Origin of the sequence: Pseudomonas sp. THAF187a, assembly GCF_009363395.1 — a bacterium.
GTDB lineage: Bacteria > Pseudomonadota > Gammaproteobacteria > Pseudomonadales > Pseudomonadaceae > Aquipseudomonas > Aquipseudomonas khazarica.
The window spans coordinates 2429517-2450929 of record NZ_CP045349.1 but is presented as its reverse complement, the minus strand read 5'-3'; the positions used below and the strand labels follow the sequence as shown (position 1 = coordinate 2450929).

Here is a 21413-nt window from a genome sequence, read left to right as displayed (position 1 = left end):
CGTGGCGGGTTTCCGCCACGCCCACTGCTGCGCCTCGTCAGTCCGCCGAGGACGTCTGCTCCTGCAACTGCTCGACCTGCCAGCCACCGCCCAGTGCCGCGATCAGTTGCACGCTGGCCAGCAGGCGATTGCCCAGTAGCGTGAGGTTCGAGCGTTCGTTGCTCAATGCCGTCGCCTGCACGGTGACCACGCTGTTGTAATCCACCGTACCGGCACGGTACTGGTTCTCGATCAGGCGCAGCGCTTCGCGCGCGGCATCCAGCGCCTCCTGCTGCACCCCGCTCTCCTGCTCCAGCACGCGCAGCTGCACCAGGTAGTCCTCCACTTCTCGGAAGCTGTCCAGCACGGCCTGGCGGTACTCGGCCACGGTCTGGTCGTAGGCGGCCTCGGTGCGTTCCAGTTCGGCCTGCCGTGCGCCGCCGTCGAACAGGGTCAGTGCCAGCTGTGGGCCAAGCGACCAGAAGCGGTTGGGCACCTCGATCCAGTCGGCGAAGCTGCTACCGCGATAACCGCCCGTGGCGGAGAGGCTCAGATCGGGAAACCAGGCTGCTTCGGCTACGCCGATCTGCGCGTTGGCGGCCATCACCCGGCGCTCGGCGGCCGCCACGTCCGGACGACGCTCCAGCAGTTGCGAGGGCAGTGCCAGCGGTATCGCCGGCAAGGCCGGCAGGCTTTCGCGCGGCGCGATCGACAACTGCGCCGGGCTGACACCCACCAGCACGGCGATCGCATGCTCCAGCTGCGCGCGCTGCCATTGCAGGTCGATGGCCTGGGCCTGGGTACTCTTGAGCTGGGTGGTGGCCTGGCTCACGTCGGATTTTGGCACGATGCCGGCGCGGTACTGGTTCTCGGTCAGGCGCAACGAGCGCGCATAGGCGGCGACCGTGGCATCGAGCAGGCGCGACTGCTCGTCGAGTACCCGCAGTTGCAGGTAGTTCTGCACCAGCTCGCTCTGCAGGCTCAGGCGCGCGGCGGCGAGATCCGCTGCACTGGCCTCGAACTCGGCGCGGCTGGCCTCCAGGCCACGGCGCAGTTTGCCCCAGATATCCAGCTCCCACGCCGCGCTGAGGCTCAGGTCATAGCTCTTGCTGATGCCCGATGCGCTGGTGCTGCTGTTCGTCCCCGAGGCGCCCTGCCCCGAACGCGTGACCCCGGCGCTGCCGGACAGCGTCGGGTAGAAGCTGGCCCGGGCGCCGCGCACCAGCGCGCGCGCCTGGCGGTACTGAGCCTCGGCCGCCGCCAGGTTCTGGTTGGACAGCTGCAGGCGCTCGACCAGCGCGTTCAGCTCGGCATCGCCGTACAGGGCCCACCATTTGCCGCGCGCCAGGGCATCGGCCGGGGCCGCCGAGGTCCAGCCCTCGACCTGCTTGAACTGTACCGGTGTGGTCAGTTCGGGGCGCTGATAGTCCGGGCCGAGGGCGCAGCCCGCCAGCAACCCGAGCAGCAGGATCAGGCTGCAGGAACGCGGCAGGCGCCCGGCCCGGAGCGCACGAGCAGGAGGAAAAGCATCTGGGAACTGGACGGGTTTCATAGCGGATTATCCAACGAAGCATCGGTGCGCACGCCGCGCCAGTGATTGACGCGATGGCGCAGGCGGTCGAAATAGAGGTAAACCACCGGGGTGGTGTAGAGCGTCAGCAACTGGCTGAGAACCAGGCCGCCGACGATGGTGATGCCCAGCGGCTGGCGCATCTCCGAGCCTTCGGCGCTGCCGAGCACCAGGGGCAAGGCACCGAGAATGGCAGCGAGCGTGGTCATCAGGATCGGCCTGAAGCGCAGCAGGCAGGCCCGGCGGATGGATTCCTGCGGGCCGAGCCGTTCGCCGCGCTCGAGCTGCAGCGCCAGGTCGACCATCAGAATGGCATTCTTCTTGACGATACCGATCAGCAGGAACAGCCCCAGCAGGGAGATCAGGCTGAATTCCATCCCCACCAGCTGCAACGCCAGCAAGGCCCCGACACCGGCCGAAGGCAGCGTGGAGAGGATGGTCAGCGGATGCACGTAGCTCTCATAGAGCACGCCGAGGACGATGTACACCACCACCAGCGCCAGCAGGATCATCAACGGCTGGTTGCCCTGGGTCTGCTGGAAGGCGGCGCCCGTGCCACCCATGGTGCCCTGCACCTCGGTGGGCAGGCCGAGCCGCGCCACCGCATCGTCGATCGCCCGGCTGGCCTGGTCCAGGCTCACACCTTCGCTCAGGGCGAAACCGATGTTCTCGGAGGCGAACTGGCCCTGGTGGTTGACCCGGTCTTCCTCCAGGCTGCGTTCCCAGTGGGCGAAGGTGGACAACGGCACGCGCGCGCCGTCGGCGGTGATCAGCTGGATCTGATCCAGCGCCTCGGGGTACTGCGCATAGCGCGGGTCGATTTCCATGACCACGCTGTACTGGTTGAGCGCTTCGTAGATGGTCGACACCTGGCGCTGGCTGAAGGCATTGTTGAGCACCGAGGTGATCATGACCATGTTCACGCCCAGGCGTTTAGCCGTCTCACGGTCGACTACCAGGCGGATCTGCTGCGCGCCGTCGTTCTCGCTGGCATCGATGTCGGTCAGCTCGGGCAGCGCCCGCAACGCATCGCGCACCTTGGGCAACCACTCGCGCAGCGCATCGAGGTCATCGGAGAGGAGCATGTATTCGGTCTCCGAACTGCGCCCTTCCCGACCGCCGATTTGCAGGTCCTGATCCGACATGAGGAACATGCGGCCACCCGGCACCTTGGGCACTTCCCTGCGCAGGCGGTTGATCACCTCCTGCGACGACAGCCCGCGTTCACCGATGGCCTTGAGCCGCACGATCATGAAGGCGTTGTTGATGCCACCGCTGCCGCCGATGAAGCCCGCCACGCTGTCCACCGCCGGGTCGGCCAGCACGGCCTTGCGGAAGGCCTCCATCTTCGGCTGCATGACCTGGAACGACAGGCCGTCGTCGCCACGGATGAAACCGATCAGCTGGCCGGTGTCCTGCTGCGGCATGAAGGTCTTGGGAATGCTGACGAACAGGTAGACGTTGAGCGCGATGGTGGCGATGAAGCTCAGCAGCATCAGCAGCGAATGGCGCAGGGCCCAGTCCAGCGTACGCCCGTAGACGGCCAGCACCCGGCTCTGCACGCGGTCGCCCCATTGCTGCAGGCGGCTGCGCGACTGTTCGTCCTCGGCCCTGAGCCAGCGCGCGCAGAGCATCGGCGTCAGGGTCAGCGACACCAGCAGGGAGATCACCACCGCCACCGCGAGGGTGATGGAGAACTCGCGGAACAGGCGCTCGACGATGCCGCCCATGAACAGGATGGAAATGAACACCGCCACCAGCGACAGGTTCATCGACAGCAGGGTGAAACCGACCTCGCGCGTGCCCTTCAGGGCCGCCGCCATGGGTGTTTCGCCATCGTGGATGTGGCGGGCGATGTTCTCCAGCACCACGATGGCATCGTCCACCACCAGGCCGGTGGCGATGATCAGCGCCATCAGCGACAGGTTGTTGAGCGAGAACCCCAGCAGGTACATCGCGGCGAAGCTGCCGATCAGCGAAACCGGTACCGCCAGCGCCGGGATCAGCGCCGCCCGCCAGCGCCCGAGAAACGCCAGCACCACCAGGATCACCAGGCCGACGGCGATCAGCAGGGTCTGCTCGGCTTCATGCAGGGTCGCGCGAATCACCGGCGAACGGTCCATCGCCACCTGCAGTTCGACACTGGCGGGGATCACCTCGCGCAACGCCGGCAGTTGCTCGCGGATATCGCTGATGGTCTGCAGGATGTTCGCCCCGCTCTGCCGGTTGATCACCAGCAGCACGGACTCGCGGTCATTGTAGAAGCCGCTGTTGTAGCGGTCCTCGACGCCATCGGTCACCGTGGCCACGTCGCCGAGGCGCACGGCGGCGCCATCCTGATAGCGAATGATCATCGGGATGTAGTCGGCGGCCTTGGCCAGCTGGTCGCTGGCCTGCACCTGCCAGCGACGCTGCTCGTCCTCCACCGCCCCCTTGGGGCGCAGCGCGTTGCTGGAGGCGATGGTCTGGCGCACTTCGTCGAGGGCGATGCCGTAGTGATCGAGCAGGCGCGGCTCCAGCGACACGCGCACGGCAGGCAGAGAGCTGCCGCCGACCTGGACTTCGCCCACGCCACCGACCTGCGCCAGCTTCTGCGCGAGGATGGTCGAGGCCACATCGTACAGCTGGCCCTTGTCGAGGTTCGGGCTGGTCAGCGAAAGCACCATGATCGGTGCCTGCGACGGGTTGATCTTGCGGTAGGTGGGCATGGTGCGCATGCCGCTGGGCAGCAGGTCGCGGGCCGCGTTGATCGCTGCCTGTACTTCGCGGGCCGCGGTATTGATGTCCTTGTCCAGGTCGAACTGCACCATGATCCGCGTGCTGCCCTGGCTGCTGCGGCTGTTCATCTGGCTGATGCCGGAAATGCTGCCGAGCGAGCGTTCCAGCGGCGTGGCCACGGTGGAGGCCATGATCTGCGGGCTGGCACCAGGCAGACTGGCCTGCACGGTGATGGTCGGAAAGTCCATCTGCGGCAGCGGCGCCACCGGCAGCAGGCCGAAGCTGACGCCACCGAGCAGCATGATCGCCAGGCTCAGCAGCAAGGTCGCCACCGGGCGACGGATGAAGGGGGCCGAGAGATTCATAGCACGAAGCCACACGCTTCAAGCTGCAAGCGAGAAGCAAACGCCTGGCAGCGGACCGTCTTCAACGTGCGGCTTGCCGCTTGAAGCTTGTCGCTCATACCGACACCCCGGCGCCGCTGCGCCCGCTGACGCGGCGCGACAGCCGATCGAAGTACAGATAGATCACCGGCGTGGTGAACAGCGTCAGCACCTGGCTGAGCAGCAGGCCGCCGACCATCACCAGGCCCAGCGGCTGGCGCAGCTCGGCACCGGAGCCCGAGGCCAGCATCAGCGGAATGGCACCGAACAGCGCCGCCAGGGTAGTCATCAGGATCGGCCGGAAACGCAGCAGGGCCGCCTGGTAGATGGCGTCCTGCGGCGCCATGCCCTGATTGCGTTCGGCCTCCAGGGCGAAGTCGATCATCATGATCGCGTTCTTCTTGACGATGCCGATCAGCAGGATGATGCCGATGATCGCGATCAGCCCCAGGTCGTTGCCGGTGAGCAGCAGGGCCAGCAAGGCGCCGACCCCGGCCGACGGCAGCGTGGAGAGAATGGTGATCGGGTGGATGTAGCTCTCGTAGAGCACGCCGAGCACGATGTACATGGTGACGATGGCCGCCAGGATCAGCAGCAGGGTCGATGACAGCGACGCACGGAACGCCTCGGCTGCCCCCTGGAACTGGGTGTTGATGCCACCCGGCAGGCCGATGTCCTGCTCGACGCGCTCGATCACCGCCACGGCTTCGCCGAGCGAAACACCGGGCGCCAGGTTGAACGACAGGGTCACGGCGGGGAACTGACCGATGTGGTTGACCAGCAGGCTGGCCGGACGCTCCTCGATGTGCGCCAGGGACGACAGCGGCACCTGCAGGCCATCCGTGGTGGGCACATGGATCTGGCGCAGCGCGGCCAGGCCGATACGCCCGCCGTCACGGCTTTCCAGGACCACGCGGTACTGGCTGGCCTGGGTATAGATGGTGCTGATCTGGCGCTGGCCGAAGGCGTCGTACAGCGCATCGTCGATATCGCCGACGCTGATGCCGAGGCGCGCGGCGGCGTCGCGGTCGATATCCAGGTACACCTGCAGGCCACGGTTCTGCAGGTCGCTGGCAACGTCGGTCAGCGCTTCCTCTTCACGCAGCGCCTCGACCAGGCGCGGTGTCCAGGTTTCCAGCAGGTCGTTGTCCGGCGACTCCAGGGTGAACTGGAACTGGGTCCGGCTGATGCGATCCTCGATGGTCAGGTCCTGCACCGGCTGCATGTACAGCTCGATACCGGGGACCTTCGCCAGCTCCGGACGCAGCCGCTCGATCACCTCGCTGGCGGTGACATCGCGCTCGGCATGGGTCTTCAGGTTGATCAGCAGACGCCCGCTGTTGAGCGTCGGGTTATCGCCGTCCACGCCGATCGACGACGACAGGCTGGCCACCGCCGGATCACGCAGGATCACATCGGCCAGGCGCTGCTGGCGCTCGCTCATGGCAGTGAAGGACACCGACTGCGGCGCCTCGGAGATGCCCTGGATCACGCCGGTGTCCTGCACCGGGAAGAAGCCCTTGGGCACCGCCAGGTAGAGCAGCACGGTCAGGCCCAGGGTCGCCACGGCCACCAAGAGGGTCAGCGCCTGATGCCGCAAGACCCAGGACAGGCCCACCCCGTAGCGCTCGATCATGGCATCGATGAAGCCACCCGCCAGGTGGTAGAAGCGCCCTTCCTGCTCGGGCCGCTCCACCTTGAGCAGGCGCGCGCACATCATCGGCGTCAGGGTCAGCGACACCACCAGGGAAATCAGAATCGCCACCGCCAGGGTGATGGCGAACTCGCGGAACAGGCGGCCGACGACATCGGCCATGAACAGCAGCGGAATCAGCACGGCGATCAGCGACAGGGTCAGCGAGACCAGGGTGAAACCGATCTGCCGGGCCCCCTTGAGCGCGGCGTTCAGCGGCGTCTCGCCCTCCTCCAGATGGCGGGCGATGTTCTCCAGCATGACGATGGCATCGTCGACCACGAAACCGGTGGCGATGGTCAGCGCCATCAGCGTCAGGTTGTTGATGGTGAAGCCGGCCAGGTACATCACCGCGAAGGTGCCGATCAGCGACAGCGGCACGACGATGGACGGGATGATGGTCGCCGACAGCTTGCGCAGGAACAGGAAGGTCACCATCACCACCAGCGCGATGGCCAGCAGCAGTTCGTGCTGCACGTCGCGCACGGCGGCGCGGATGGTTTGCGTGCGGTCGGTGAGCACCTTGACCTCGACGCTCGCCGGCAGGCCTTCGGTGAGGTGTGGCAGCAGCGTCTGGATGCGGTCGACCACGTCGATCACGTTCGCGCCGGGCTGGCGCTGGACGTTGACCAGCACCGCCTGGTTGCGATTGGCCCAGGCCGCCAGGCGCTCGTTCTCGGCGCCATCGACGATCTCGGCGACGTCCTTCAGGCGCAGCGCGGCGCCGTCCTGGTAGGTGAGGATCAGCTCGCGGTACTCGTCCACCGACTTCAGCTGGTCGTTGGCGTCGAGCTGCGAAACCCGCGTCGGCCCGTCGAAGTTGCCCTTGGGCTGGTTGACGTTGCTGGCGGTGATCAGCGTGCGCACGTCGGCCAGGCTCAGGCCATAGGCCGCCAGCGCCTCGGGATTGACCCGGATGCGCACCGCCGGACGCTGCCCGCCGGCCAGGGTCACCAGGCCCACGCCGCTGGTCTGCGCCAGTTTCTGCGCCAGGCGGGTATCGACCAGGTCGTTGATCTGCGGCAGCGGCAGCGTGGTCGAACTGACCGCCAGGGTCAGCACCGGGGTATCAGCGGGGTTGACCTTGTTGTACACCGGAGGCGCCGGCAGATCGCTGGGCAGCAGGTTGCTCGCCGCGTTGATCGCCGCCTGCACCTCCTGCTCCGCCACCGCCAGCGACACTTCCAGGTTGAAGCGCAAGGTGATCACCGAGGCGCCGCCGGAGCTGGTCGAGGACATCTGCTTGAGGCCGGCCATCTGCCCGAACTGGCGCTCCAGCGGCGCCGTCACCGCGCTGGTCATCACGTCCGGGCTGGCGCCTGGATAGAGGGTCAGTACGCGGATGGTCGGGTAGTCCACTTCCGGCAGGGCCGACACCGGCAACAGGCGATAGGCGATCAGGCCGCTGAGGAAGATCGCCACCATCAGCAGCGTGGTGGCGACCGGCCGCAGGATGAACGGGCGCGAGATGTTCATGCGTCGTTCCGCGCTGCGGCCGTGCCCGGTTTGCCCTTGCCTGCCGCGTCGCCGGCCTGCGTGGCGCTGGCGTCGATCACCTCGACCTGGCTGCCGTCGCGCAGGCGGTCGGTGCCCTCGAGCACCAGACGCTCACCGGGCTGAACGCCTCCAGCCACCATGCTGCGCTCGGCATCGCTGGCGGCGATCGTCACCTGGCGCACACTGACCTTGCTGTCGCTGTCGACCACGTAGACGAAGGTGCCCTGGGTACCGAACTGCACGGCAGCCGACGGAATGATGGTGGCGGCCTCGCGGGTCTCCACGCGCAGGCGCACGTTGACGAACTGGTTGGGGAACAGCATCTGCTCGGCGTTGGCGAAACGCGCCTTGAGCTTGACCGTGCCGGTGGCGGTGTCGATCTGGTTGTCCAGGCTCTCCAGCACGCCCTCGGCCAGGCGCAGGCGCTCACCGCGATCCCAGGCTTCGACGGCCAGGGTCGCGCCTTCGTTGCGGCGCTTGAGCACCGCCGGCAGATCCCCTTCGGGAATGGTGAAGATCACCGCGATCGGGTCGGCCTGGGTGATCACCACCAGCGGCGTGGTATCGCCGCTGCTGACCAGGTTGCCGAGGTCCAGCTGGCGCAACCCCAGGCGTCCAGCGATGGGCGCGCGGATCTGGGTGAAATCCAGGTTCAGCTTGGCCGTGGCCACGTCGGCCTGGTTGCTCTGCAGGCTGCCACGATACTGGTTGACCAGCGCCTGCTGGGTATCGAGGGTCTGCTTGGCGATGCTGTCTTCGGCGTAGAGTCCCTTGTAGCGCTGCAGGTCCAGTTCGGCATTCTTCAGTTGCGCCTGGTTTTCCTGCAACGCGCCTTGTGCCTGCTGCAACGCCACCTGATAAGGACGCGGGTCGATCACTGCCAGCAGGTCGCCAGCCTTGACCTGCTGGCCCTCCTCGAACAGCACCTTGACCAGCTCGCCGTCGACGCGCGAACGCACGTTGACCGTGTTGTAGGAGGTCACCGTGCCGAGCGCCTTGAGCTCGATGGCGAAGTCACCCTGCACCACCGGCGCCACCCGCACCGGGACCGGGCCCGTGTCGCCGAAGCGGCCCCGCCCCATCTGCTGCTTCTGTGGCTCGCTCGGCCAGAACCACCACAGCAGCACGAGCGACAAAGCGAGCAGTGCCAGGCCGATCAGCCACTGGCGAGAGGTATTCGAGGGGGATGGAGAAACGTTCGACATGGCAGGCGTGGGATCACTTTTTCTGGGAGTCGGAACGATAAGCACTCGCCCGCGTCAAGCAAAGCCCATTTACCGGCTATTTACGCTGCGCTTACGTAACCAACTGTTTGCATCCGGCCTTGGCCGGAGATTGGCCAGCACGGCGGACACCTTTTGCGGCAGCAACGAAAACGGCCTGCAGAGCAGGCCGTTTTCAGGTGACGCCTGGCGACTTACTTCAGCACGGCCAGGGCAGCGGCATAGTTCGGCTCGTCGGCGATCTCGCCAACCAGCTCGCTGTGCAGCACCTTGTCGTTCTCGTCGAGCACCACCACGGCGCGCGCGGCCAGGCCGGTCAGCGGGCCGCTGGCGATGGCTACGCCGTAATCCTTGAGGAAGCCGGCGCCGCGCAGGGTGGACAGGTTGACCACGCTCTCCAGACCTTCTGCGCCGCAGAAACGTGCCTGGGCGAACGGCAGGTCAGCGGAGATGCACAGCACCACGGTGTTGTTCAGCTGGCTGGCTTCGGCGTTGAAGGTGCGCACGGAGGTCGCACAGGTCGGCGTGTCGACACTCGGGAAGATGTTCAGCACCTTACGCTTGCCAGCCAGGCTGGCCAGGGTGACGTCGCTCAGGTCGCCTGCGACCAGGCTGAAGGCCGGAGCCTGTTGGCCCGCTTGCGGCAGCTGGCCGTCGACCTGCACCGGGTTGCCTTTGAGAGTGACTTGCGCCATGGGAATTTTCCTTATCGTTCAGGGAGTTGAAGGGCGGATAGGTGACTTAGGCGGCACGCTGACGAGCGCCCTGTCGAATGGCAGGTCACGGCCCGACCATCCGTCCAGACTAGCGCAGAAGCGCGGCCGATACACCTGCGAGCATGTAGGGATATAGCAAAAATCAGAAGTCTCGCCGGTAGAACAGGTCCAGCGAACTGGCCAGGCCACTGGCCGCCTCGAGATACAGGCGGCGGGTCAGCTCGTAGCGCAGGGCGATGGTGTTGGCCGGCTCGAACACCCCCACGCCATAGCGCAGGCTGAGGCGGTCGGTGAGGTTGCCGCTGGCCACCACGCTGGTGGTCAGGCCGCTGCCCTCGGTATCCAGCTGGAAGTCCTTGATGCCCAGGCTGCCTGCCAGGCTGGTGGTCAGCGAACTGCTACCCGCCAGGCCCAGCGCCAGGGCCGCCTGACCAAGCATGTTGTTGTCGCCGCTGCCCTGCCCCATCGGCCGCCCCAGCACCAGATAGGACAACGCCTGCTCCTGGCTCATGGCCGGCTCGGCGAATACCGTGGTGCTGGGCTGCTCGGCACTGCCGGACAGGCGAATGCCGGCCACCACGTTATCCACGCGGCGAATCGCCTCGACATCGAGGAACGGCTGATCGATCGGCCCGGTGAACAGCAGGCGCGCGCGGCGGATGGTCAGGCGCTGGCCGTAGGCGCGGTAGCGACCATTGACCAGGTCCAGTTCACCACGGGTGTCGAGGTCGTCGCCGATGTGCACGCGGCCGCGCAGATCGGCGCTCAGGCCAAAGCCGCTGAAGGCCAGCTTGTCCTGGCCGACCTCGACGTCGACGTCCATGGCGATGCCCAGGCCCTGCTCGGCCAGCGGTTCCTCGCGACCGACCACCCGGGCGTCGCCGGACAGCTTCACCGTGGACGGCGGCAGTTCACGCACGCTGATCAGGCCACGCGGCACGCCCACCTTGCCGCTGACCGCCAGGTGCTGCTCGCGCAACTGCAGGCGCAGGTCGGGCTCGACCTCCAGCTCGGCGTAGGGCTCCACCTTGACCGGCAGGCGCTGGCCCTGCAGGGTCAGCTCAGCGCTCAGCCCGGCGGCCCAGTTCAGTTGCCCGTTGAGCTGGCCACTGCCCTGCTCCCCGCTGCGCCAGTTGCCGGACAGCTGCACCTGCTCGCCGGCGATCAGCGCCTGCACCTGCAGCGCCTCGAGGCTCACCGGCAATGCGCTGCCGGACAGCGCACCGCCCTGCAGACGCAACTGGCCATCGATCTGCGGCGCCAGCAATCCGCCCGCCAGCCTGCCCGCGCCCTGCAGGCGGCCTTCGAGTGTTTCCGCCATCGGCACGAAGGGGCGCAGCACGGCCAGGTCGAAGCCGCTCAGGCGGAACTCGCCGCTGATCGGCTTGCTCTGCGGCCGTGGGTCGATCCGCGCCTGCAGCGACAGCTCACCCAGGCGCTCGCTGAAGAAACGCAGCTGGCTGTCGACCCGTTGCGGGCGCAGGCTGCTCTCCAGGCGCAGGCTGTCATAGGGGAAATCCAGCCACTGCTCCTGCTCCGGCTGCCGGATACGCAGGGTGCCAGCACCGGCGTCGAGGGTGATCTCGCCATTGGGGCCGCTTTCGGGCAGATCGACCTTGAGCCGGCCGTCCAGCTGCCCTTGCCAGGCAAAATCCTCGGGCAGCCAGGGTTGCAGGCTGGCCAGTGGGAAGTCCTGCAGGCGCCAGTCGAGACTGGGCTGCGGCATCAGCCGCTGCTGACCACCACACAGGCTCGCCGCACCGGACTGCCAGCAGTGTGCACCCAGGTTCAGCCGGCCGCTGGCCAGGCGTTCCAGGCTGGCGGCCTGTTGCAGCTGCCAGTCCTGGCCACCGCTCTGGATACGGCCGCTGGCGATACGCCCTCGCCAATCCCCTTGTTCACCGAGCCGGCCATCCAGCGCCAGCGCCAGTGTCAGCAACGGCCCTTGCAGGTCCAGCTGCAGCGCCTGGCGTTGCAGGTCGCCACGCGCTTCGGCCTGCAAGCGCCCGAGCAGGGTGTCACCAATGCGGATACCCCGCAGGTTCAAGGCGATGTCCGCCTGCTGCCGGGCATCCAGCGTCGCATCCAGTTGCAGGCGACGCACGCTGGGCTCGCCGAATGCCAGCCGTTCCCCGGTCAAGGCCAACTGCCCCTGTGCAGCCTGCCGGCTGCCGGCCAGCGCAAGGCGCCCCTGAAGCTGCCCCTGCAGGCCGGGCCAGAGCTGCCCGAGACGTGGCAACGCCACATCCAGCTGGCCACGCAAGCGCTGCTCGAGCGCGCCCTGGCCGCTGATGCGGTTGTCGCCCAGGCGCACCGACAGCCGATCCAGCTGCCAGTGTTCGCCACCCCCGCCCCCCTGCACCTGGAGCTGCGCAGGCTGGCCGCGCAGACGGCCGTTGAGGTCGATATCGGCGCGCGCCTGCAACACGTCCGCGGCGAAGCGCCCCGAGGTGTTCAGCGGGCCAGCCAGCGTGCCCGGCATCTCCGCCAGCCAGTAGCCAGGGTCTAAATCGCTGAGCTGCAGCATCGCCTGCCAGTCGATGCCTGTGGCGAAGCCAAGCCTGACCACACCCTCCGCTCGTCCCTGCCCGGCCACCAGCTGCAACTGGGGCAGACTGACCTGGCCAAGATCGCCGCTGACCGGGCTGCTCAGGCTGAACTCACCGGCCGGCCCCTGCAGCTGTGCGCTGAAGTTACCCAGGTAGTTGCCCTCGCTGAAACTCATCTCGGCCTGCAGGCGACGCAGCGCCACCGGTGGCGGCTGGTCCAGCGGGTAGAGGCGCTGCCAGGGAAAGTCCTGCCAGTCCAGCCGCGCATCGATGCTGAACACGTCGCTCCAGTCCAGTGTGCCGTCGAGCTGCACATGCTGCTCCTCGGCCTGGATGCGCAGCACGTCGATCTTCGCCCCCCGGGCATCGACGCGGCCGCTGAGCTGCACCGGCATGGGCGCCTGCTCGGCCGGCAGGCTGGCCGTGCCGTCGATGCGATAGCCGGCAGCCAGATCGCCCCTGGCCTGCAGGTCCAGGTCGCGCAGCTGCAGGGTCGCCGGCAAGGCGCTGCTGGCCTGGAACTCGCGACTGCTCAGATGCAGTTCCGCCGGCAGCTGCTCGGCCAGCGCCTGCACCTTGCCCTGAATGCGCGCATCCAGGTAGCCGCTGCTGTCCGCGCTGAGTTGCAGGGTGCCCTGCAGCTCGCCCGCCACCTGCAAGGCGACCTGCCAGGGCCTGTCATCGACCTGTGGCAGTTGCAGACGACCACTCAGGGTCAGCGGCCAGTCGCCCTGTGGCGTCAGTTGACCGCTGACTTCCAGCTGCAGGTCGTCACGCTGCAAGGTCAGACGCTGCAGATCGACGCCCTGTTCGTTCCAGTTGCCTATCAGTTGCACGTCCGTCAATTGCGACTGCCCGTCCAGGCGCAGCTCACCCAGACGGATATCTCCGAGCTGCAGGCGCAGGGGCAGCTCCAGGTTCGGCAGGCGCAGCGGCGCGGCGCTCGCCTCGCTCGGCGGCACGCTCAGCGCGGCCTGCTCGAGATGCACGCGGTCGAGGCACAGGGTCAGGCGCAGCAGGCAGGAAGGTGACCAGGCGAAGTCCACTCGCTGCAACTGCAGCTGCGTATCCGCCTGTTGCCAGCGCACACGTTCAGCCTGCCAGGCGCCACCCAGACGACCGCTGAAGTGCTCGACCTCGAGCCCCGGCACCTGGGCCAGCAGCCAGCGACTGCCTCCCTGCGTACCGAGCAGCCCCGCCAGCGTGGCGCCCAGTACCAGCAGCAGCCCCAGTGAAGCGGCCAGCAGGCCTTTCAGCAGGCGCCGCGTCATAGCTCGGGCCCCATGGAGAAATGCAGGCGGATGCCGCCATCGTCATCCAGGGCGTGGGCCAGGTCCAGGCGCAGCGGCCCGACCGGCGACACCCAGCGCACGCCGAAGCCGACCCCGGTCTTCAGCGTTGGCAGCTTCAGTGAATTGAAGGCATTGCCCTGGTCGATGAAGGTCGCCAGGCGCCATTTGTCCGTGAGGCTGTACTGGTACTCGGCGCTGACGGCGAACAGGTAGCGGCCGCCGATCTTGTCGCCCTGGTTGTTCTCCGGCGACAGGGTCTGGTAGTCGTAGCCCCGCACGCTCTGGTCACCGCCGGCGAAGAAGCGCAAGGACGGCGGCACGGCGGTGAAGCCGTTGGTTTCGGTGCCGCCGAACTGTACGCGACCGAGCAGGCGATGGTTGTCGAACAGCGTGGTCAGCCCCTTGAGCATGACGTTACCGTGCAGCACGTTGGCGTCGGACAGCACCCCGTCCACGGCACCACGCACATCGAACTGCAGGCGATAGCCCTGGTTCGGATCGAGCCGGTTGTCGCTGCGCAGCAACGAATAGCTGGCGCCCGGCATCAGCAGGGTACTGAGGCCGGAATCGTCGCCCAGGCGATACTCCTCGCGCTGCCACTTGAGCGAGAGCACCCGCTGCCAGCCTCCGGAGCGCTGGCTGTGCCATTCCGGCCCCAGGCTGAGCAGGCGGCTGAGGCTGTCCTTGCTGGCCAGCTCCTCGTACTGATAGCCACCCGCCAGGCGCAGCTTGTCCGTCAGCGGCGGATCGCCCGGTATGTCGTACCACAGCCCGACGTTCTGCCGTGGCGCCGACAGCTCGCTCTCTATGCCATAGCTATGCCCTTGCGGGTTGCGCCAGTGGCGCGTCCAGTTGGCCCGCAGGCGCGGCCCGACGTCGGTGGAGAAACCCAGGCCCAGCCCCATGGTGCGCGGCTCACGCACTTGCAGCGCCACCGTGACGGGAATGCGCTGCTGATCGGCCTGCGTAGGGATGGCGTCGACCCGTACCGATTCGAAGTAGCCGCTGGATTGCAACGCCTGGTACAGCTCGGCGATCAGTTCGGAGTCATAGGGCGTGTCCGCCTCGAATGGCGCCATGCGCCGCAGCAGCGCTTCGTCGAAGGGGAAATCGCCGGTGAAGCTGAGATCACCCAGGCGGTAGCGCGGCCCGCTGACGAACACCAGCTCGATATCGGCCACCCCGGCGTCCGGGTCGATCAGCAGGCTCTGCCGGGAAAAACGGCCATCGAAGAAGCCATAGCGCGAGGCCTGGTTCTGGATCAGGCGCTTGGCATCCTCGTAGCGCCCATGGTTGAGCACGGCGCCCGGCTGCAGACGGCTGGCGCTGGGCACGCGAAAGGCCGCCAGGTCACTCGCCGGGCCCTCGATTCGGATATCGACGGTGCGCAGGCGTACACGCTCGCCGGGCTCGACCTCCAGCACCAGGCGCGGCGGCTCACCTTCGTCAACATGGCTGCGGATACGAGCCTGGTAGTAGCCCAGCGCCTGGGCGGCCTTGTCGGCCTCGCCCTCGACGATGCGCCGCAGACGGCGCAATGCCTGCCGGTCGCGCCCGTCCAGGCTGCCGACATAACCTTCGATATTGGCTTTCAGAGCGGCGTTGCTCGGGGTAATCCGTACGTCCAGTTCGTTCGCGGCGAAAGCCCCCGAACTGATCAGCAACAGCGCCAGGCTGCGCCTGATATGTCCATATACACTCATGGCGGGGGATGCTACCACGGAGCAGAGCCCCAGCCAGAGCCGTCGCGTACCGGGCAGACAGCCGGGGTTCAGGCGCTGACGCGCACCACCGGCTGCGGGTTGGGATGAAAGAACACGTGCTCCACCACCGGGCCGAGCGCCAATTCACCGATTTCCTCGTAGCCCTGGCGGCGATAGAACTCCAGGTGCCTGGCATTCCCGGTATCCAGCACCACGCCCTGCGACCCGCTGTCCTGCGCGCACCAGTCATGCAGCGCCTCGAGCAGTTGCTCACCACGGTGCTGGCCCTGGAACTCGGGATGAACGCCGAGCAATGGCAATACGTGGTAGGGACCCGGCGGCAGGCAGGCGAGCACGGCATCGTGGTAGTCGAGATAGCGACGGGTGCAGCTGAAGCCGGTGGTCAGCAGCATGCGCAGGCGCCAGCTCCAGCTTTCGGTGATGTCCAGCCGCCGCTGCGGCGGTGCGATCAGGGCCGCACCGATCAAACGATCGTCGATCAGCAGGCCGATGGCCGGCAGGTCCTCGGCAAAGTGCTGCTGCACCAGCTCGCGAATCGTTGCGCGAACACGCTGATCGAACCCCGGCCGATCCGCGTCGAACAGATAGCCGAAGGTGGGTTCGTGGCGGTAGGCATGGTAGAGCAGCGAGCGCACCTCACGGGCGTAACCACCATCGAGCATGCGCACTTCTGCAGGAGCGTTGTGGGGCATGGCGGACCTCTGTTGTTATAGGTTGTGGGCCAGATGGATCACGGAGACTCAGGCGCTGTCCGTTACCGCCTGTTGATGCACGGCCCGGACTTCGCCCGCTGACTTTTCGTACAGACCCTAGCACCGCCATGCCATGCTCGCCAGGCGCTGGCCGCAGCCGTGAAGGATCGGCTAGCATCGCCTTTTGCCCAGGACCCGCTGCCCATGAAAATCGTTTCTTTCAATATCAATGGCCTGCGCGCGCGCCCTCATCAACTGCAGGCGCTGATCGAGAAACACCAGCCAGACGTGATCGGCCTGCAGGAAACCAAGGTGTCCGATGAACAGTTCCCGGAGGCCGAGATCCGTCAGCTCGGCTATCACGTGCACTACCACGGGCAAAAGGGCCACTACGGCGTCGCCCTGCTCTCGCGCCAGGAGCCGCTGAGCCTGCACAAGGGCTTTCCGGGCGATGACGAGGAGGCCCAGCGACGTTTCATCTACGGCACCTTCGCCGACGCCGCAGGCAAGCCGGTCACGGTGATGAACGGCTACTTCCCCCAGGGCGAAAGCCGCGACCACCCCGTGAAGTTCCCGGCCAAGCAACGCTTCTACGCCGACCTGCAGCAGCTGCTGACGGAAGGTTTCGATCCGCAGCAGGCGCTGGTGGTGATGGGTGACATCAACATCAGCCCCGAGGATTGCGACATCGGCATCGGCGAACCCAATCGCCTGCGCTGGCTGAAAACCGGCAAGTGCAGCTTCCTGCCGGAAGAGCGCGAGTGGCTGGCGACCCTGAAGAACTGGGGCCTGGTGGACAGCTTCCGCCACCTCAACCCCGAGGTGAACGACCGCTTCAGCTGGTTCGACTATCGCAGCCGGGGTTTCGAGGACGAACCCAAGCGCGGCCTGCGCATCGACGTGATTCTCGCCAGCCAGGCGCTGCAACCACGCCTGCTCGACGCCGGTATCGACTACGAGCTGCGTGGCATGGAGAAGCCTTCGGATCACGCGCCGATCTGGCTGCAGATTGCTGAATGATCCACGCAGGCTAGGCTAATTCGGTAACGCCATCATTTTCTCCGGTGGCGATCTCGAGGGTCCGGCCATGAGCAGTTCCGCCACCTCACCTCCCGACGCCCGCCACTGCGCAGCGGGCGTTGCAGCCCTGGTTTGCCTGCTGGTACTCGGTGCTTGCCTGCTGGGTATCCTCACCCGCCCGATCGGCCACCTGGCGGCGCTGTGGCCGGCCAACGCCGTGCTGCTCGGTGCCCTGGTCCGGTTTCCCCGCCTGGCTCGTCCGGCCGGCTGGTGCGGCGCGCTGTGCGCCTATCTGCTGGCCGATCTGCTGGCCGGCAGCAGCCTGCAGCAGACCCTGCTGCTGAGCGCCGGCAACCTGTCGGGGGTGATCGTCGGCTTCCTCCTGCTCAGGCGCCTGCACGCCGGTCATCGCAGCCTGCGCACGCCCGCCTCGGTGCCTTACCTGGTGCTGGCCATCGTCGCGGCGGCCGCTGCCTCCGGCTGCTTCGGCGCAATCACCGACCCGCTGCTGTATGGCGGCAAGCCGATGGGCGGCTGGGTGTTCTGGTTCATGACCGAGCTGGTCAACTACATGCTGTTCCTGCCGGTCATGCTCACCCTGCCCGCATGCCGGGCCGTGCGCACCGAGCGGCGGCGCCGCCCGCTGTGGACGGCCGAACAGGCGCGCAAGCTCCTGCCACTGCTCGGGCTGCTGGTCTCCGCGGCGCTGTGCCTGCTGATCGGCGGCCCCGGCGTGGTCGCCTTCCCGGTGCCGGCGTTGCTGTGGTGCGCCCTGAGCTACCGACTGTTCAGCACCGCCTTGCTGACGTTCCTGGCCAGTGGCTGGGTGCTGGTGTCGATCGCCCTGAACGGCCTGTCGCTGGCGCCGCTGGACGTCAACTCACGGCCGGTGCTGCTGTCGCTGCGCCTGGGCGTGTCGCTGATCGCCCTGGCACCGCTGACCGTGGCCAGCGTGATGTCGGCGCGCAACGAGCTGCTGCAACGCATGCGCTACCTGGCCAGCCATGACCAGCTAAGCAGCCTGCTCAACCGCTGGGCCTTTCGTGAGCAGGCCAGCGAACAACTGAGTCTGCTGGCTCAGCAACAGCGCCCCCTGGCCTTGCTGATGCTGGACATCGACCATTTCAAGCGCATCAACGACAACCATGGCCATGCCGCCGGCGACCAGGTCCTCAAGGCCTTCGCCAACCTGGCTGGCAGCGGCCTGCGCAAGGACGAACTGCTGGCGCGCATCGGAGGCGAGGAGTTCGCCCTGCTGCTGCCCGGCTGTGACCTCGAACAGGCACGGGAAATCGCCGAACGCATTCGCCAGCGCTTCGGCGACACCCAGGTGCAGCTGGACACGCAGACGATCAGTTGCACCCTGAGCATCGGGGCAGTGGTCGCCTGGCCACCCTTCGGCGACCTGGACGGCCTGCTGCTGGCGGCCGACCGCATGCTCTACCAGGCCAAGGCGCTTGGCCGCAACCGCTGCGAGATCACCTTCCTCGGCGGCGCCTCGGAGCCCGGTGCAGAGCCACCCGGCGGCCCGCTGTAACCTGACTGTCATTCAATCGACTTATTCTGCGCGACACTTTCTCCCACCCACTAGAAGGTGCCTGCCGCATGCCGCGCGCCCTGTCCTACGCTGATCGCGACCTCTGGGGTCGTACCCTGTCCCTGCTGCTCATCGGTTTCATCTGCTACGCCCTGCCCCTGTCGGTGTTCGCCGCCCTGCCCGCTTCCCAGGGCAACCAGCCGGTCCTGCGCATCCAGGGCTCCAACACCATCGGTGCCAAGCTCGGCCCGGAACTGGTCAAGGGCCTGTTCGAGGCCCAGGGGCTGCGCGACATCCGCAGCGAAGCCGGCGCCCGGGAAAACGAGCAGCGCATCGTCGGCCGTCAGGCCAACGGCCGCAGCGTGATCGTCGAGGTGGCAGCCCATGGTTCCGGCACCGGCTTCGCCTCGCTGCAGAACGGCAGTACCGACCTGGCCGCCTCGTCCCGCCCGATCAAGGACAGCGAAGCCGCCAGCCTGGCGAACCTGGGCGACCTGCACAGCCCGCAGAGCGAACAGATCATCGCCATCGACGGCCTGGCGATCATCGTCCACCCCGGCAACCCGATCAGCGCCCTCAGCGTCGAGCAGATCGCCCAGCTGTTCTCCGGCGAGATCAGCGACTGGGCCGCCCTCGGCGGCAAGCCTGGCAAGGTGCAGGTCTATGCGCGTGACGACAACTCCGGCACCTACGACACCTTCAAGGAACTGGTCCTGGCGCCAGGTGGCCGGGCGCTGGCCGCCAGCGCCCGGCGCTTCGAGTCCAGCAACCAGCTTTCCGACCTGGTCAGCGGCGATCCCAACGGCATCGGCTTCATCGGCCTGCCCTACGTTCGCCAGGCCAAGGCCATCGCCGTGGCCGCGGGCGAATCGCATCCGATGCTGCCGAGCACCTCGCTGATCGCCACCGAGGACTACCCGCTCGCACGCCGCCTGTTCATCTACAACGATCCGCAACTGGAAAATCCCTGGGCCCGCGCGCTGATCGACTTCGCGCACAGCCCTCGCGGCCAGGCGATCGTCGACAGCGCCGGCTTCATCGCCCAGACCGTGCAGGCGATCAAGGTCGCCCCGGAAACGCAGATGCCGAGCGACTACCGCCAGCTCGCCGAGCAGGCGCAGCGCCTGTCGGTGAACTTCCGTTTCCAGGAAGGCAGCGCGACCCTGGACAACAAGGCCTACCGTGACCTGCAGCGGGTAATGGACTACCTCAAGCAGCACGACAAGCTGCGGAACAAGGTGGTGCTGGTCGGCTTCGGCGACCCCAAGAGCGACCCGGAGCGCGCCGCACTGCTCTCCAAGCTGCGGGCGATGGCCGTACGTCGGGAACTGGCCAAGCAGGGCGTACTGTTCCGCGAGATCACCGGCCTGGGTAGCGAACTGCCGGTAGCGGCCAACGACCAGGACAGCGGGCGCATCCGCAATCGCCGCGTCGAGGTGTGGGTCTACTGACCACGCCAACAATCCTCGTCAGGGGGCTTGGCAGTTTCTCGGCGCAGCGTTAGCCTTTGCTCCGCGTGACGCCGGGCCCCTCTGGCGGTGAGCTGCTCACCGTGATGTCGGAGTCACTGAGTCGATTTCTTTCAACTCAGGCAGACACAGGGAGGGCTCATGGACGCTCTACTCGCCTTTTTGACACCCCCACTCTTCGGCACACCTGGCTGGTTCTGGCTGGCCTTCCTGCTGCTGATCATCGCCCTGCTGGTACTCGACCTCGGCGTGCTGCACCGCGACCAGCATGAAATCGAGGTGCGTGAAAGCCTGCTGCTGTACGCCGGCTACTTCAGCGTCGGCGTCGCCTTCGGCGGCTGGATCTGGTGGCAGCTCGGCGGCACCAAGGCCATGGAGTACTACACCGGCTTCCTGGTGGAGCAGTCGCTGTCGATGGACAACGTCTTCGTCATGGCGATGATCCTCGGCTACTTCAACATCCCCCGCCGCTACCAGCACCGCGTGCTGTTCTGGGGCATCCTCGGCGTCATCGTGCTGCGCGCGCTGATGATCGGCCTGGGCACGGCGCTGGTGCAGCAGTTCGACTGGATTCTCTACCTGTTCGGCGCCTTCCTGCTGTTCAGTGGCGTGAAGATGCTGCGCAGCAACGATGAAGAGACGCACCCGGACCTGGCGCAGAACCCGCTGCTGCGCTTCGTGCGTACGCGCATCCGCGTCACCGACGACCTGCACGGCGGCCGCTTCCTGGTGCGCCTGAAGGATCAGGCCAGCGGCAGAGCCCTGCTCTACGCCACGCCACTGCTGCTGGCGCTGGTGCTGATCGAACTGGCCGACCTGGTGTTCGCCGTTGACAGCGTGCCCGCCGTCCTGGCCATCTCGCAGGACCCGTTCATCGTCTACACCTCGAACATCTTCGCCATCCTCGGCCTGCGCGCGCTGTACTTTGCCCTGGCCGCACTGATGCACCGCTTCATCTATCTGAAGTACGCCCTGGCGCTGGTGCTGATGTACATCGGCGGCAAGATCTTCCTGCATGACCTGGTCAAGGTTCCCGCCCTGCTCTCACTTGGCGTAACCTTGGGCCTGCTGGCCGGCGGCGTGTTGCTTTCCCTGCTCAAGACACGCGACCGGAAGGCCATCGACTAGCCAGGAGTTGCGATGCCCGACGTCTGCATAGAACTCATCGAGCGCCAGGGTCAACGCCTCTGGCAGGTACGCCTCGGCCGTCGCGCGCTGACGTTCCAGGACGAGCTGGCAGCCCGTCATTTCGCCGCGCAACTGCACATGCGCCTCGGCTGGCTGGGCCAGACCCAGCCAGCCGAAGACCGCCTGCCCTGAGGCGCAAACGCAGAGGCCCGCAGGATGCGGG

At 67.0% G+C, this 21413-nt stretch carries 13 protein-coding genes; 5 read left to right on the top strand and 8 right to left on the bottom strand.

The window, feature by feature from the left end; genetic code table 11:
• Nucleotides 1-37 precede the first annotated feature (37 nt).
• From FIV02_RS11415 to FIV02_RS11380, 8 genes are all read right to left on the bottom strand, one after another.
• Nucleotides 38-1531 carry an efflux transporter outer membrane subunit gene (locus FIV02_RS11415; protein WP_306085266.1) on the bottom strand — a complete coding sequence of 498 codons (1494 nt, stop codon included), beginning with the start codon at nt 1529-1531 and terminating at the stop codon, nt 38-40.
• Nucleotides 1528-4632, bottom strand: a complete 3105-nt coding sequence (locus tag FIV02_RS11410; protein WP_152488656.1) for a multidrug efflux RND transporter permease subunit — start codon at nt 4630-4632, stop codon at nt 1528-1530. The genes FIV02_RS11415 and FIV02_RS11410 overlap by 4 nt, the downstream gene beginning before the upstream one ends.
• A gap of 94 nt (nt 4633-4726) precedes the next feature.
• Nucleotides 4727-7819 (bottom strand): MdtB/MuxB family multidrug efflux RND transporter permease subunit, encoded by a 3093-nt coding sequence (locus FIV02_RS11405; RefSeq protein WP_152488655.1) that lies wholly within the window; start codon nt 7817-7819, stop codon nt 4727-4729.
• A complete protein-coding gene (locus tag FIV02_RS11400; protein WP_152488654.1) occupies nt 7816-9045 on the bottom strand; it encodes an MdtA/MuxA family multidrug efflux RND transporter periplasmic adaptor subunit in 1230 nt (409 codons plus the stop codon). Before FIV02_RS11400 ends, FIV02_RS11405 begins: the two co-directional genes overlap by 4 nt.
• A gap of 212 nt (nt 9046-9257) precedes the next feature.
• Nucleotides 9258-9758 carry a thiol peroxidase gene (gene tpx, locus FIV02_RS11395; RefSeq protein WP_037052072.1) on the bottom strand — a complete coding sequence of 167 codons (501 nt, stop codon included), beginning with the start codon at nt 9756-9758 and terminating at the stop codon, nt 9258-9260.
• A 163-nt stretch (nt 9759-9921) separates the two neighbouring features.
• The gene (locus FIV02_RS11390; protein WP_152488653.1) at nt 9922-13599 is read right to left on the bottom strand and encodes a translocation/assembly module TamB domain-containing protein; all 3678 of its coding nucleotides are present in this window, start codon (nt 13597-13599) and stop codon (nt 9922-9924) included.
• On the bottom strand, nt 13596-15323 hold the full coding sequence (locus FIV02_RS11385; RefSeq protein WP_152488652.1) for an autotransporter assembly complex family protein: 1728 nt from the start codon (nt 15321-15323) through the stop codon (nt 13596-13598). Before FIV02_RS11385 ends, FIV02_RS11390 begins: the two co-directional genes overlap by 4 nt.
• Nucleotides 15324-15391: 68 nt before the next feature.
• Complete coding sequence (locus FIV02_RS11380) at nt 15392-16036, bottom strand: N-acetyltransferase (protein ID WP_152488651.1); 645 nt, start codon at nt 16034-16036, stop codon at nt 15392-15394.
• A gap of 204 nt (nt 16037-16240) precedes the next feature.
• On the opposite strand from FIV02_RS11380, the gene xthA reads away from it, so the two are divergent.
• The 5 genes from xthA to FIV02_RS11355 all read left to right on the top strand — a co-directional run bounded on the left by xthA (nt 16241) and on the right by FIV02_RS11355 (nt 21382).
• On the top strand, nt 16241-17056 hold the full coding sequence (gene xthA / locus FIV02_RS11375) for an exodeoxyribonuclease III (RefSeq protein WP_152488650.1): 816 nt from the start codon (nt 16241-16243) through the stop codon (nt 17054-17056).
• Between the two features lie 67 nt (nt 17057-17123).
• On the top strand, nt 17124-18593 hold the full coding sequence (locus FIV02_RS11370; protein WP_152488649.1) for a GGDEF domain-containing protein: 1470 nt from the start codon (nt 17124-17126) through the stop codon (nt 18591-18593).
• Nucleotides 18594-18661: 68 nt separating this feature from the next.
• On the top strand, nt 18662-20044 hold the full coding sequence (locus FIV02_RS11365; RefSeq protein ID WP_152488648.1) for a substrate-binding domain-containing protein: 1383 nt from the start codon (nt 18662-18664) through the stop codon (nt 20042-20044).
• A gap of 159 nt (nt 20045-20203) precedes the next feature.
• The gene (locus FIV02_RS11360; RefSeq protein ID WP_152488647.1) at nt 20204-21190 is read left to right on the top strand and encodes a TerC family protein; all 987 of its coding nucleotides are present in this window, start codon (nt 20204-20206) and stop codon (nt 21188-21190) included.
• A gap of 12 nt (nt 21191-21202) precedes the next feature.
• The gene (locus FIV02_RS11355) at nt 21203-21382 is read left to right on the top strand and encodes a hypothetical protein (RefSeq protein WP_037052063.1); all 180 of its coding nucleotides are present in this window, start codon (nt 21203-21205) and stop codon (nt 21380-21382) included.
• Nucleotides 21383-21413: the final 31 nt, after the last annotated feature.

Excerpts from the sequence above, each read along its gene's own strand:
- FIV02_RS11360 (WP_152488647.1), top strand. The coding sequence starts at position 20,204 with ATGGACGCTCTACTCGCCTTTTTGACACCCCCACTCTTCGGCACACCT.
- tpx (WP_037052072.1), bottom strand. The coding sequence starts at position 9,758 with ATGGCGCAAGTCACTCTCAAAGGCAACCCGGTGCAGGTCGACGGCCAG.
- FIV02_RS11380 (WP_152488651.1), bottom strand. The coding sequence starts at position 16,036 with ATGCCCCACAACGCTCCTGCAGAAGTGCGCATGCTCGATGGTGGTTAC.
- FIV02_RS11385 (WP_152488652.1), bottom strand. The coding sequence starts at position 15,323 with ATGAGTGTATATGGACATATCAGGCGCAGCCTGGCGCTGTTGCTGATC.
- FIV02_RS11400 (WP_152488654.1), bottom strand. The coding sequence starts at position 9,045 with ATGTCGAACGTTTCTCCATCCCCCTCGAATACCTCTCGCCAGTGGCTG.
- xthA (WP_152488650.1), top strand. The coding sequence starts at position 16,241 with ATGAAAATCGTTTCTTTCAATATCAATGGCCTGCGCGCGCGCCCTCAT.
- FIV02_RS11410 (WP_152488656.1), bottom strand. The coding sequence starts at position 4,632 with ATGAATCTCTCGGCCCCCTTCATCCGTCGCCCGGTGGCGACCTTGCTG.
- FIV02_RS11355 (WP_037052063.1), top strand. The coding sequence starts at position 21,203 with ATGCCCGACGTCTGCATAGAACTCATCGAGCGCCAGGGTCAACGCCTC.
- FIV02_RS11415 (WP_306085266.1), bottom strand. The coding sequence starts at position 1,531 with ATGAAACCCGTCCAGTTCCCAGATGCTTTTCCTCCTGCTCGTGCGCTC.
- FIV02_RS11370 (WP_152488649.1), top strand. The coding sequence starts at position 17,124 with ATGAGCAGTTCCGCCACCTCACCTCCCGACGCCCGCCACTGCGCAGCG.
- FIV02_RS11390 (WP_152488653.1), bottom strand. The coding sequence starts at position 13,599 with ATGACGCGGCGCCTGCTGAAAGGCCTGCTGGCCGCTTCACTGGGGCTG.
- FIV02_RS11365 (WP_152488648.1), top strand. The coding sequence starts at position 18,662 with ATGCCGCGCGCCCTGTCCTACGCTGATCGCGACCTCTGGGGTCGTACC.
- FIV02_RS11405 (WP_152488655.1), bottom strand. The coding sequence starts at position 7,819 with ATGAACATCTCGCGCCCGTTCATCCTGCGGCCGGTCGCCACCACGCTG.